The organism is Pseudomonas moorei (assembly GCF_042846945.1).
GTDB lineage: Bacteria > Pseudomonadota > Gammaproteobacteria > Pseudomonadales > Pseudomonadaceae > Aquipseudomonas > Aquipseudomonas moorei.
This window is the reverse complement of record NZ_AP035776.1, coordinates 6302297-6315494: the sequence shown is the minus strand read 5'-3', so window position 1 is coordinate 6315494 and position 13198 is coordinate 6302297. Positions and strand designations below refer to the sequence as shown.

Here is a 13198-nt window from a genome sequence, read left to right as displayed (position 1 = left end):
TCTTCTACTGGGAGCGAGAAAATGGGTAAGCAACGCAAAGCCCCGAACAAAGAGGATACATATACCCCAGAGCTATGGAAAATGTTGGAGTGGGTGGGTAAGAAATTTGGAGTTGTTGGAATTGTAGTGCTGGTCGTCATTCTCGGATGGTGGAATTTGGACACGATTCGCAGTATGCCTGGTGTGGAGAAAGCTTATAGCTATCTGTTTCGAAGTTCCCTACCAAAGCCTGAGAATGGGAAGTTTAATATTGCAGTAACTCATCTTGTTGGGGATACTCAGGGAGTAGCTGAAAATAGTATTATCACTTCCATTCAGGATATCTTTCCATTCGCACATACAAAAATATTCGATCGCCGAATAGTCGAAGGCGATGAGCCGTTACTAGGAGTTGAGCAAGCGCAGAGGATACTCAAGGAGTCTGGGTTCGATGTTATTATTTGGGGCGAAACCATACCCGGCGCCCAGAGCCTCCTCAGACTTCACCTCACTGCCCCCATCAACATTAACTCCACTTACTCTAAGCGATACCAAAAAACTGAAGATCAAAATTTACCGAATTTATTTTGGCAAGATCTGACTAACATCCTTAGCCTACTCGCCGTCACTCATCAATTAAAAACATTTGATTCGAGCGACGTTCGTGACACTAAAGAGATGGAAGTTTTCATATTTCAATTAGAAGAATTACTGAAAAAAAGTAAAATTGAACAGTGGGAAAGTAACACTCGCTCGTTAGTTCAGCTATTGCTTGCGAACGAGCTTGCTGCTCTGGGGCAGACAAAGCACGACAAAAATTTAATAGAACGAGCCATTCCTATTTACGAGGAAGCGTTGCTCTCCTTGGAAGGAGCGGAGTACAAAGCGATTAGATTGAATGGTAAAATGAATATTGGTGCCGCCAAATTCATACTCGGCTCTTTAATATCTGATGAGCACCTGCTTTTGGAGTCGAAGAAGATATTAAGTGATCTACTTGCAGGAAGCGTAGAATTGGATCGCGAAGAAAGGGCAAGCATCAATAATAATCTCGGATCTATATTTAATTCTCTAGGTCAGATCCGTTCGGATGCGTCTTTAATGTATAAGGCTATTGATTTTTATCGCGAAGCCCTTTCAGATCGAAACAAAGATGAAGCACCATTGACTTGGATTGAAACAAAAAGAAATTTGGGCAACGTTTTTTTCAATGTCGGTGAGTTATTGTCAGATCCTAATCTTTTGAATGAAAGCCTATCTGAATATAGGGATATCTATGATTTACGGTATTCATCGCAGCTGCCTCTTAAGTCATCCATTGCCTTAGTTGATATTGGAAGGTCTCTAAACCTTCTCGCAAGCCTACAAAATGATAAAAAAATCAATGATGAGGCCATAACTGTCGAAAGACAGGCAATATCTGAGATAATTTTTGAAATTAGCCCATATGATTGGGCGAGAGCTTATTTATTCTTGGGTAACGCGTTATATTTTCGGTGGTCACTCAGCCATGATAAAGCTGCGCTTGAAGAGTCTATAGCCTCCTTAGAAGAGGCTCGAAAGGGCTTTGCTATGGTCGGGTCTGACGATGTGAAAATTGCAGAAAAAAATATTTCATTGCTCAAGAGCCTTGCGAAGTGAGCTTGGAAAATTAGTTGCAAAGGCTTTCGAGTTGCTAGTGTTAGTCTCAGCGGGCGGAGACCGGCCAAAAGCAGTCATGCACAATCCTTTTTAATCAACGCGCATTAATTAGTTAATGCAGAGTGTAATTTATGTGATGCGACCATTGCGCTCTCACCTCAACTTTGATCAAATGATGTCGCTCGCAAAAATACCTTACAATATTTATGAAGGCCGAGATGAAACTTACACAATGGACGCTATTTATCGACATGCTCGGATACCGAGATATAAATGGTGCAATTGACAGCGACGACAAAGCAGAGGAATTCGTCTCATTCATGCAGGCGAATCGGGAGATTTTCAGTGCTACTGACTCTCAAAGTGTCAGGGATCAATATGCGAAAAACAACGGATTCGATCTATACAAATATTACGAAATATCCAGCTGTTTTGTTTCGGACTCCTTAATAATTACATATAAACCAAAAGAGGTTGATGATCTCGACAACGAAGATTTGGCTTTCATGCATTCGGCCAACGCCTTATTCATCATCGCTATGCGTCTTCAAGCATTCACCTTTCATTGTTACTCAGAAAAAAGGTTGTTTCTTCGAGGCGGGATATCCAACAAGTACTGCCACGTAAAAGACAATTTTGCTGTCGGCGAGGGGCTTGTACAGGCATATTTGGCGGAGAGCAAAATTGCGATACACCCTAGAATTATATTGCATCCTGAAATACAAAAAAATGAAAACCTGATGAAAAAAATCGATTTCATCGCCAAGGTCATGTATCGAGGCAGATCGATTTTACAAAAAGATGATGATGACGGTATTTATTTCATCGATCACCTTGGGTATGCCGTATCTGTAATCGACAAAAAAATTCCAATGATTGGAATTTCAGCACTGAAAAATCCTATGCAATATTTACTTAGTCTGGAATCAGTCGATCGATATATAGCACGACACGCAGAGTCTGTAATGAATAAAATTCAGGAGCTTGAAGAAAAAACGATATCTCTTGCAGATAACCCTAAAGAGCTATCGAAAGTACAGTCAGTAATAGACAAGTTTGTCTGGCTGAAAAACTACCATAATAGAAGTATTGGCGACCATGATTTTCTAGCCAAATACTCATTGAAATAATTTAGCGCTTGACGGCGATCAAAGGATATTTACATGATCGATGAACTGGAGTCCATATATCGCCTTCAAGGAATATTGGCGACAGATTTTGCATGCCGGTATAAGAGCCAGTGTAGTGCGGGCTGTGATAACTTCAGTGAAGCAAAGTCCGCATTCGTGAGCAGCGGATACGCTTCTGGAAAGGTACCACGGCTCCTGTTCCTTTCACTGGATCCAGGTAGTACTGACAAGACGCTGGGCCCGGAAGCAAGGCTCCCCTCCCAAGTCAGAAGATATGAAGAGTTCGATCGAGACTTCGCAAGTCTCAACAAGACTAGGCATTGGTATCGGACACACCAACTTGCTTGGTACATCCTTAAGCGTTTCGTTCCAAACCTCGTCATTGCTGATGCAAGAAAGTACTTTGCACATGCCAACTCAGCGAAATGCAATATGGGGAAATCCCAAAACGCCAAGGCAAATAGCATCCTATTCCTGAACTGCCAAACGTACTTGCCTAGAGAGCTAGGGGTGCTCAAGCCTGACGTGATTGTGACTCAAGGTTCCGAGGCTAAGTGGGCCATAGAAAGTAATTCCACAGTTATTGCAGCGCTGGAGCCTAAAGTAAAAATGATAAGCCTGCACGGGAGAGAAATATTGTGGCTCCACACCTACCACCCTAGGTATGTCAAAGGCTTTTATGCACAAATGGCGGTTCAATCAGGTGTTGCAATGGGTTGGGAGCTCTTGGCTGACCACGTACTTGAATTTGTAAGCCGTCAGCAACGTTATGCTGGTCTGCCTGAATAAAAAGCAAGCCTGCGGAACACAGGCCGTAATGGAGTAAAAGGGCAACATGATGAGCGCACTTGCTGTCCTGCTCGACCGTCAGCTTTGGGTCGTTTTCTACCCCTCGCGACAGGCAAAAAACGGCTAAAAGCAGTCCTTCAAATTTGTTTAGGAAATCAGAGGCGATTCAGAACGCAATTTGCGCCCTAAGTAATCCTCTGCGTAAACTCAGCGAGCATGTTGTTAAGATCAATAAGTGTGCAAGGAGAGCATCTATGAGTCAGTCTATACGCTACTACGGAGTTCAGTCGTATGCCCATCGCGACCTCTACGTCAGGGTAGAGCATCGCCCACTGACGCGGTTCGGGCTAGACGGAAAAAAATCGCATGCCTGTCCCCTGTTGTCTCAAGAGGACGTTCAACTCAAAACTCCGACCACGAATAGACGAGCCGACTACGTCTTTGTTGATCCGTCTTTTAAGCCAGACGGGCAAGGATTTACTGATGCTTATCTAGTATCCGCAGAGCAGGAAAACGTGAAGGTTCTGATACCAGCGTGTCGTTTTCAGGTGGTTTCCGTTTGAGCTGAATAGGCCTTTATCTCGCAGATATCTGACCGCCTGCTTCTGGCCGCTCTCTGCCGGTCATGGTTACAAAGCCTCAATGCGTTGGCGTTCAGAGCGGATGCAAATGACGGATGAGGTCGAATGCAAAGGAGTGGACAAGTCAATGCAATTACCCTGTCCACCTTCCTCATCGCGACAACTCTCGTCGCCGTCGTGAACCATAAGAAATTATGAGCGACGGTGAGCCGCCAGATGCTCCATGTCTCGAATCCAGACCCTCAGAAATCGACGCCAGTCGTGGGCATAGGTTCCTTCCGAAAAACGTTCGGAGAGCGCGTTGGCCGCTTCGAATCGCATTCGCCAAACTTCAGGGATGTGCTGGTCTAGAACGATCACGAAATGGTGGCCGTCGCTGCTTTCGTACGGCGTTTCGGGTACAGAATTTCTCAACTCTTCAATCGTCGTGATCTGAGCTTCCCCATGCTCAAGATCTTGTCGATCAATTTCATCGAGAATGCTCAGGTGAGGTTTTGCGCGTTCATCACCGGGTCGCAATCCCTCCAGATCCCATAGAGCCGCACGTCTCGCACGCTCGCGCTGCCATAGGCTTTTCAAGTCGACCGCCATCAGTGTTTCCTTAATACATCACATTCTGCGTTAACGTTGATCTGTAGGAGTGGGCTCAAGCTCATCCACCATCTCCCTGGACGACCGAGGCGTTTCAACAGCACATGTAATTGTACGCTGTTGGGCGTTTAGATCTGAATGGGTTCGTCGAACAGCCTTCGAGCAAAACGAGCATGGGGTCGTCGTGAAGTCTTGATGAGCAGTGTCAATACAAATATATTTTCAGACCCCCCCTTGAAATTTTTTTTCAGCGACGGATCTTTATTATTTGAGAGCAACAGAAAAGCGGCGATCTCGGCGCTCCTCCTTACGCCGTTCCTTCTGGGGAAAACGGTGTCTGTTTTTGCTTTCGCAGTGCTTCTGCTTCTGGCCTTTTCTTGCGATTTATCCTGCTGACGCTGACGTATGGCCTGCCCCATGGGCATAGCAAAATCGGCTCTGTGCGGCGTAAGCCGCTGCTTCCCCGTTTGATTTCAAACAACGAGTCATTTTTTAAAAAAATACCCGTGTCGGACAACATTTGGATGGGGCTTTCAGTGGGCGAGCAGTGAGGTATGTATGCAGAATGAACTCGAATCTATAGTGTGCTTATCGGTTCAGCAAACATGTGACGCCATAGCGTTCGAAGCATTAATCCTGCGGGCCGTGGATAGTTTCAAGAGGCCCCCGGGATTTGATCCGCTAGTGCGATTGCATGCTTCCGACATTGGCCCGCAAGGTGTTGAGGTACTGCGTGCAGTGCTTCGACAACGAGGGCTTCACCCTGAATCCCGTATTGATGTTCCTGGTTACCTTGAACTGAGGTCTCGACTCAAAGACCACCTACGCTGTCAGCTCCAGTGGTATCTGGTGAGGGGTGGGCACGCAACTGAAGAGCTCCAAGAAGACCAACTCCACAGAGATTTGGGGCTGTAAAACGATCTATGATTTGCCCACACTACGTGCTATCGAAAAATAAGGAGCTTTGCCCATGTCTCGTTTGGCTGAATTTCGTAAACTCGAACAACAACTGGCCGCCCAGCTCGCAGAGCTTGAGTCGATGAAAAGCGATTCCGGCCTTAAGAAGGAAATGGAGTTTGAGAGCAAGCTGCGCGCGTTGCTTGGCGAGTATGGCTTTAGTTTGAAGAATATCATCAACATCCTTGACCCCCAGGGCAGTCGTCGCGCTCCAGCTGCCGAACCAAAATCCGGTACTCGTAAGCCGCGCCAAGTGAAGGTCTACAAAAATCCGAACAGTGGCGAAGTCGTCGAAACCAAAGGCGGCAACCACAAAACACTAAAAGAATGGAAAGCGAAATACGGCTCCGACACCGTGGAGTCCTGGCTGACCAAGTGAGTTTGGTTTGAGTACAAAAGGGCCCATTGAGGGCACTTTTTGTCGGCTAGGATGAGGGCGGATGGAGAAAAATGGAGAGGCAGAGAAGTTTCCTAAGCTTTTGCCTTTAGATGGCAGGCTTGCCGCCTGCCGGCCATAGCAATTTGCTTTCGCCCCAAGTCGGACATAAAGCTCTTCCCCTCAAACAACAGTTTATTTCGAAGGAAGACCGAAGCTGGCGATGAGACTTGCCGTCGCTAAAGTGCTTATCACAACGAGCAACGGTGTTGAGCCGAGTTTGTCTAGAATAACAGCGGCTGCCACAGGGCCTACTGCCTGTGCGACCAACATTGGACGGGCCAATAAGCCCATGCGGGCACCGTAGCCATCTTGCCCAAAAAGAGCCAGTGGGAGTGTCCCTCGTGCAATGGTCAGAATCCCATTGCCAGCGCCATATAGCGCCATCGCAATGAATGCCAGCCATGGAATAGCCGGCAACAGCAGTCCGATTCCTATCCCACTTAGCAATATCGCTGCCTTGGCAGATGTGGTCGGATGCAAGTTTCTCCCAAGGGAGAACTCTGCCAGCCGAGCTACGACTTGCGATGGCCCTATCATCATACCGATGGCCAGTGCGGTGGCCGTAGCGATGCCGAGCAGTTTCAGTACATCAAGCAGATGGACAGAAACTGAAGATATCACCAGCGACTGGAGTGTCAGTAGCGCTGCCAACAGCAGAAAGATGCGATTGCTTGACTTTGTGTGATGGGCGGTGGCCACGGGAGAGGCGTGTGTAGGAACTGCCGCACTGTTAGGAATGCTCTCACTCTTTGGAATCAACAAGAGATGAATCGGTAATCCTATGACCAGATGAGCTGCGGCTAACGCGACGCAGCTATATCTCCAGCCAATCTGATGTTCTAGGCCGGCGATCAGTGGCCAGCCCAAAGTGCTGGCGAACCCACCCAGTAGAGTGAGGCCGGTCATCGAAGTGCGTGCGCTGTCCCCAAATAGACGTCCAAGAGTCGAGAATGCGGCGTCATACAGGCCGGCGGCCATGGCGACGCCAATAAATGTCCAGGCCAGGTAATAGATGACCAGGTTGCCAGCCACACCCATCAGAAGCAGCCCCAGTGCCATCAATATCGAACTGGTTGCCAGGATGGGACGACCACCATGCCGATCTATCTGCCTCCCGACCATAGGAGAGCACGCCCCTGCGACCAACAAACCCCATGAAAGTCCCGCTACGGTGCTGGTAATTGACCATCCCATCTCTCGTGCAATCGGCGTCGCGAGGACTGCGGGCAAGTAGTACGTTGTACTCCACGCGAGTATCTGTGCGATGCCCATCGCCCAGACCAGCCCAGCTCTATTGATTGTGACCTGACTGCTGATTGGATAACTCACAAGGTGCGAGCCTATTTTAGTTGCTAGATGCAACAAATTAGCGACGCCGGTACAGCATCGTCAACCAAAATGAAGGAGTGGTTGACCGTTTCCTAAAATCAGGATTATTGTTGCGTCTAACAACTAATTTGTGATGGCCATGGCGAAGCAAAAAAAAGACCAGCTGACTCAGGATTCCGAAGATCTGTACGAAGCCTTGAACCAGCTCGTTCGGGTGTATCAGTTCCGCGACCGGGATCGCATCTGCTGCTACGACGTTTCAGTCACGCAGTGCTATGCCATCGAGACTTTGGTCAAGAGGGGCCGACTCCGCCTGCAAGCGCTGGCAGAAGAGATGTTTCTGGATAAAAGTACCGCGAGCCGGGTGGTCGATACGCTTGAACGCAAGGGCTATGTGTCGCGGGTGGAAGACAGCGAAGATCGTCGCGCAGTGCAGGTTGAGGTTACAGAATCTGGTCATGAGCTTTACCAGAAAATCCGCGCTGATCTGATCGCTGAAGAGCGGGCAATGATCGAACAGTTGTCACCCGAAGCTCGGCAAGGCGCGTTGAGCTTGCTGAAGCAGATCACTCGAACGACTGAGATTCGCTGTGGCCTGGTCAGTGGCTGCTGCCCATCGCTGCCTGATGTGAAATGAGGGGGAGCCCCTTTTTTTGTTTAAAATGTTGTTACTACCAACTTGATGGGTTCAAGCATGCACATTCGATTTGCTGAGGTCAGGGACGCTACGTCGATAGCTGACATCTACAACCAGGGTATTGAGGAGAGAAGCTCTACATTCGAGACCACGTTGCGTAGGCCAAATGACATGCTTGAGCGCATTGCCTTGATGGAGCGCTACCCGACCTTGGTTATGGTTAACGATGCAAATGAGGTGGTCGCTTGGGCAGGTTTGAGTAGTTACCGTTCCCGCACCTGTTACGACGGTATCGCAGATTTTTCGATCTACCTGGATCGGGGCATCCGAGGCCAGGGGCTAGGAAAAGTTTTGCTTCAAGCGCTACTGGATGAGGCCCAAGCCCGAGGTTTTTGGAAGGTGCTGTCGCGCATCTTTACCTTTAATGCGGCCAGTTTGGCGTTGTGTCGTTCGTGTGGGTTTCGGGAGGTGGGTGTGTACGAAAAACATGCATGCCTTGAAGGTCGGTGGCTTGATTGTGTGATCGTCGAGTATCTAATCCCTGCTAATCAGCCGCATTGAAGCGAGGAGTCAGTCATGGACAGTAAACTTCCTATCGCCATCATCGGCGCCGGCCCCGTGGGGTTGGCTGCTGCCTGCCACCTCCTCACGAGAGGGCTGACTCCCATGATCTTCGAGGCAGGGCCCAGTGCCGGGGCAAGCATCGAAAACTGGGCACACGTGCGGATGTTCTCTCCATGGAGGTTCAACATCGACAAGCAGGCCGCCAGTCTGCTCACGGCCCAAGGATGGGTGGCGCCCGCTGAGGATGTTTATCCCACCGGGCGTGAACTGTTAGATGACTACGTATATCCACTTGCAGCACTGCCATCCGTGAATAGGCATCTATGCCTGAACACCGAAGTCCTAGCGGTTACTCGGTTCGGCCAGGACGTCATGAAGACGAAGAGCCGTGCAGCCGCATCATTTCTGCTACGGGTCAGGACTCCAGAAGGCGAAGAGGATGTGCTTGCCAGCGCTGTCATAGATGCATCCGGCACCTTCCGCTCGCCAAATTGGATGGGAGCACATGGTATTCCTGCGTTAGGCGAGAAGGATTTGGCTGAACGCATCGCTTACGGCATTCCCGAAGTGCTTCATAGGGAACGCCAACGGTATGCAAATCGGCGTGTCATGGTGATAGGCAGTGGGCACTCTGCGTTCAACGTCTTGCAAGACTTGGCCCGGCTTGCCCTCCAGGAGCCTGGCACGAAGATTTTCTGGGTGATTCGCAGCTCTTCTTTGGATCGCATATTGGGCGGAGGGGCAAACGACAAACTGGAGGAGCGAGGGAAACTGGGGCAGAGGATTCGCCAGCTGTTGAATGATGGGGCCATTGAGCTATTCACCAACATCGCCATCGACAGGGTTGTTGCAACTGACGATGGCATCGTTGTTGAGGCGGGCGGTCAAGCCCTTCCCATGGTGGATGAGGTCGTAGTCGCAACGGGTTTCCGACCTGAATTGGGACTACTTGCCGAACTGCGCTTGGCGCTAGATTCAGCGACTCAAAGCCCCATTCATCTTGCTCCGCTGATTGATCCGAATGAGCATAGTTGCGGCACTGTTCGCCCACATGGTGCCGTCGAGCTGGCCCATCCTGATGAAGGGATCTTCATCGTAGGAATGAAGAGCTATGGCCGTGCCCCGACCTTCCTGCTCCTGACAGGCTATGAGCAGGTGCGTTCGGTGGTGGCGGCGCTGGCCGGTGATTGGGATGCGGCCAAGCGAGTTGAATTGGTCTTGCCAGAGACAGGTGTTTGCAGCACGCAATTCGATGATTCTGAATGCTGTAACCGTGCGGTAAACCCAGACTGCTGCGAGCCAACTTGTTGAACCGATGCGGATAAGGCTGCTGAAGTTGCGCCGACATCGACCCGCTCCTGCTGCTCGTAGCTGTATGCGAGGTAACTAGGCATTTGCCCAGAGATCTTTCTGGCTGAGAAGGATGCCTAGCGCCCCTCATGCACAGGCACGAGGGGCGGAGTATCTAACTGGACGACCTATGGAAGATGCGTCCGGCTAGCTGCTAAACAAGCGTAATTACACGTTAAACCTCCGCGACTTGAAGCTGATTTTCTCTTTGAATTCCTCCACTTTTCCGATGCGGCGAATGTTCGCCCATGTTCCTTTGTAATATGGGATTACGTTCCGGTCTGTCCATGGCGTGGTCAGGTCACCCATCACGCCGTTGAAATGGCCGAACTGCATAAACGTCTGGTTCCGCTTGATATCCGACTCCAGGTAGGCCAACGCATAGGATGAGCCGTAGTCATTAAACACCTCGACCACGTCCCCTGATGTAATAGCCAAGGCTTGTGCATCGTCGGGGTTAATTTCCAGATAGGCCATCGGCACACGCCGCTGCACGAAATCGTTGTATTGGTCGTGGTAGAGCGTTTGCCACACTTCGTTGATGCGCCCGCTGTTGACCCAGAACTGGAATTTCTCCTTCTGCTCTGCCACCGGTTTCGGTAACCCTGGCCACGTCGCAGGCTTGAACTCAGCCTTGCCGTCCGGAGTGTCGAATTTGTAGTCGGTGTAGAGCATCTCGGTGCCGATCAGTTTGCCATCTCGGTATTCTTTGGCGGGTAACTGGACTCCATTGTTGCCCATGGCCCTCAACCGCTCATAGGTGACGAGATTTCCCGTGGTGCCTCCCTGACTGTCGATTGGGCCAGCATCGGGTTGGCCAGCCATACGGAAGCCGTCATTGAAGGCGTCCTCCTCGCTTTTCCAGTCGAACCCTGCAAAACGCGCCGCCATGTCCTGTTTCCCTTCGTCCGTATACATCTGCCGAAGGGTGTTAGCGATAGCCGCTGCGATGAGGCAATCGGCTTTCGCCGAACCAGGGGGATCCATGAATTTTTGAGACAGGCGCATACGGCGCTCGCCATTCATTGAGGTGAGATTCATTTCGCCTGGATGGGTCGCCGGCAGCATCACATGGGCGGCTTCTGCCAGCTTGGTAGGGTAGAGGTTGATGTTGGCGAAAAAGAGACCGCCTTTGTTTTTCACCGCGTCGTAAATTGCGTCCACCATCTGCGCAGTTGTACCGCCGCGAACATTGGCCATGGCCTCCCTGACAATGTTCGCGCGTTTTAGAATGACTGCACGATGTTGCTCAGCATTGAGTGTGGTCTGGAAGGGATTGGCCCCCCATGCCGTATACATCATGCCCTTGCCGTTGATGATCTCCTGATCCACATAGATCTTGGTATTGCCTGGATAAGGGGGGCGTGTGTACCCCTCTTGGTGCCCACCCATCCGCACCACGCCCGTACCTCGTCGTCCGACGTTGTGAGTGGCCAGCACCAAGTCGACCAATGCCGACTGGATAAGGTAGTTGTCATTGCCCCAGATGACTCCTTTTTCGTAGGCGTGCATGGTATGGGGGCGGTGGCCAGAGGTTTTGGGTTTGTAAGCCCATTCGGCTGCTTGCTTGAGCTTGTCCACCGATACCCCGGTAACGCGACTGGTTTCCTCAAGCGACATTCGATTGGCTTGAAGTGCCTGCTCAAACGCTTTGGTATGGGCCGCGATGAATTCCTGGTCATGCCATTTTTGGTTGACCACGTAGGTCAGCAGACCGTTGAACAGAGCGATATCCGTTCCCGGTTCGATATCCAGGTGAAGCACGTTGTCTTTACCTGCTGCTTGCTCCGCTATAGCGATGGTCGGCGTCCTGCGAGGGTCGACAAAAATCACCTTGGCTGGGACAACGGACTCTCCAGGAAAACGCTGCTTACGTTTGTCGACTGTCTGGCCCTGCAAGTTGGGTAGCCAGTGGGCCAGGAAGTAGTTGGTTTGGGTTTCGTATGAGTTGCAGCCGATAGCAACAATGACGTCGGCCAGCTCGGCGTCTTCATAGCTGTTATTGAGTTCGCCAATGCCCATCTCGCGGGTAGCGTGGCACTCGGAGTTATAGGCAGGGCGGTTGTGGATACGCACCAATGGAGTTTTCAAGGCAGTGAACATCAACTTGCCGGTGCCCCAGGTATTCTCAAACCCGCCTCCAGCGCCTCCGTGGTCGAAGCAGTCAAAGGCGAGAGCGGCTGGCCCGTCATTATCGAGAATCTTCTTGGTCACCCCTGCATAGAGCGCCAGAGCATCATCCCAACTGGTGTCTACCCACTGATCAGCCACATAAACGCGCGGGCTCCGTAAGCGCTCCCTACCTACCCCGTCGGGGCTGTACATGACCTTGGCCAGTTGTCCGCCTCGTGTAGACGAGAGTCCTTTATTAACGTCGCACTGTTTGTCCGGCACGATCATGATGTTGTAGTGCTTGCCGTCCTTATCGGTGATCGTGTTTTGCATTGCCGGTGTCATGGTGACAGCCAGGGGGGGTAACTGTTTGCGGAAGTCGAGCCCGAGTGCATTCTCATCGGGGGCGCGTCCTCCTTCCTGATTTTCCGGCCATTTGTACACGTGATAGCCACAGCCCACGATGCAGAAGTGGCATGTCAGGTTGGTCTTTTGGGCATCTACAGGAGGCAGTGCCACACGATCTTTGTTGGTTGCCATTTGAATCTCCTTATCAAAGGAGGTTGGACTGACGTCCGTAGATCAACCCTTCGACGGCAACTGCACGTACTGAATCGTCTTTTGGGTTGTATTCGAGTACTACGCTGGGCAAGTTCTCGGTGGCTTGGCCAGACACCATCTGGCCCGCATGTTCAGGGTCGAAAATGCTGAAATGGCAGGGACATTTGAACACCTTCTGTCCCGCGTCATAGGCGACCGGACACCCCATGTGGGTGCAAAGCGTGCTGTAGGCAACAATGTCGCGCTCTGGGCCGACACCTCCCGGAACGGGTGCGCCCATCTTAATCAACGCGCAAGGTGAAGCCGCGTCAGGATAGAAAAATGAGACTGGTGTGTTGACCAGCAATTTTTGCGCCGTGGTGATTGCTTTCATCTGGTAAGGGAGATTGACTCGCCCCTCGACCACAGGCGTTGGCGTTGCGGCTTGAGTTAAATCGGGCACTCCGAAGGCCGCGCTCGCAGCAACCCCGCCTCCCGCCTTCAAGAAGGTTCTTCTGGAAATGGATGTCATCTCTGCCTCCGCAATTGCGCTTGCGAT

11 protein-coding genes are annotated in these 13198 nt (G+C 50.8%); 7 read left to right on the top strand and 4 right to left on the bottom strand.

Annotated elements, in window-relative coordinates; genetic code table 11:
- Nucleotides 1–21 precede the first annotated feature (21 nt).
- The 3 genes from ACGJAX_RS29475 to ACGJAX_RS29465 all read left to right on the top strand — a co-directional run bounded on the left by ACGJAX_RS29475 (nt 22) and on the right by ACGJAX_RS29465 (nt 3539).
- On the top strand, nt 22–1620 hold the full coding sequence (locus ACGJAX_RS29475; protein ID WP_390957043.1) for a hypothetical protein: 1599 nt from the start codon (nt 22–24) through the stop codon (nt 1618–1620).
- Between the two features lie 218 nt (nt 1621–1838).
- Nucleotides 1839–2750 carry a hypothetical protein gene (locus ACGJAX_RS29470; RefSeq protein WP_390957042.1) on the top strand — a complete coding sequence of 304 codons (912 nt, stop codon included), beginning with the start codon at nt 1839–1841 and terminating at the stop codon, nt 2748–2750.
- Nucleotides 2751–2783: 33 nt separating this feature from the next.
- Nucleotides 2784–3539, top strand: a complete 756-nt coding sequence (locus ACGJAX_RS29465; protein WP_390957041.1) for a hypothetical protein — start codon at nt 2784–2786, stop codon at nt 3537–3539.
- A gap of 773 nt (nt 3540–4312) precedes the next feature.
- Here ACGJAX_RS29465 and ACGJAX_RS29460 read toward each other — a convergent pair.
- A complete protein-coding gene (locus ACGJAX_RS29460) occupies nt 4313–4711 on the bottom strand; it encodes a hypothetical protein (RefSeq protein WP_390957040.1) in 399 nt (132 codons plus the stop codon).
- 970 nt (nt 4712–5681) lie between these two features.
- Here ACGJAX_RS29460 and ACGJAX_RS29455 point away from each other — a divergent pair.
- Complete coding sequence (locus ACGJAX_RS29455; RefSeq protein ID WP_390957039.1) at nt 5682–6047, top strand: histone-like nucleoid-structuring protein, MvaT/MvaU family; 366 nt, start codon at nt 5682–5684, stop codon at nt 6045–6047.
- A 192-nt stretch (nt 6048–6239) separates the two neighbouring features.
- Here the strand turns inward: ACGJAX_RS29455 and ACGJAX_RS29450 are convergent, their stop codons facing one another.
- Nucleotides 6240–7436, bottom strand: coding sequence for an MFS transporter (locus ACGJAX_RS29450; RefSeq protein WP_390957038.1), 1197 nt, complete (start codon nt 7434–7436; stop codon nt 6240–6242).
- Nucleotides 7437–7575: 139 nt separating this feature from the next.
- Here ACGJAX_RS29450 and ACGJAX_RS29445 point away from each other — a divergent pair, with 139 nt between their 5' ends.
- From ACGJAX_RS29445 to ACGJAX_RS29435, 3 genes are read left to right on the top strand one after another with little or no spacing between them, the layout of a single operon-like run.
- On the top strand, nt 7576–8073 hold the full coding sequence (locus tag ACGJAX_RS29445) for a MarR family transcriptional regulator (RefSeq protein WP_390960028.1): 498 nt from the start codon (nt 7576–7578) through the stop codon (nt 8071–8073).
- 57 nt (nt 8074–8130) lie between these two features.
- Nucleotides 8131–8634, top strand: coding sequence for an arsinothricin resistance N-acetyltransferase ArsN1 family A (locus ACGJAX_RS29440; protein WP_390957037.1), 504 nt, complete (start codon nt 8131–8133; stop codon nt 8632–8634).
- A 15-nt stretch (nt 8635–8649) separates the two neighbouring features.
- Nucleotides 8650–9948, top strand: coding sequence for an NAD(P)-binding domain-containing protein (locus tag ACGJAX_RS29435; RefSeq protein ID WP_390957036.1), 1299 nt, complete (start codon nt 8650–8652; stop codon nt 9946–9948).
- A 207-nt stretch (nt 9949–10155) separates the two neighbouring features.
- Here the strand turns inward: ACGJAX_RS29435 and ACGJAX_RS29430 are convergent, their stop codons facing one another.
- Nucleotides 10156–12639 (bottom strand): arsenate reductase (azurin) large subunit, encoded by a 2484-nt coding sequence (locus tag ACGJAX_RS29430; protein ID WP_390957035.1) that lies wholly within the window; start codon nt 12637–12639, stop codon nt 10156–10158.
- A 13-nt stretch (nt 12640–12652) separates the two neighbouring features.
- On the bottom strand, nt 12653–13171 hold the full coding sequence (locus ACGJAX_RS29425; protein ID WP_390957034.1) for an arsenate reductase (azurin) small subunit: 519 nt from the start codon (nt 13169–13171) through the stop codon (nt 12653–12655).
- Nucleotides 13172–13198: the final 27 nt, after the last annotated feature.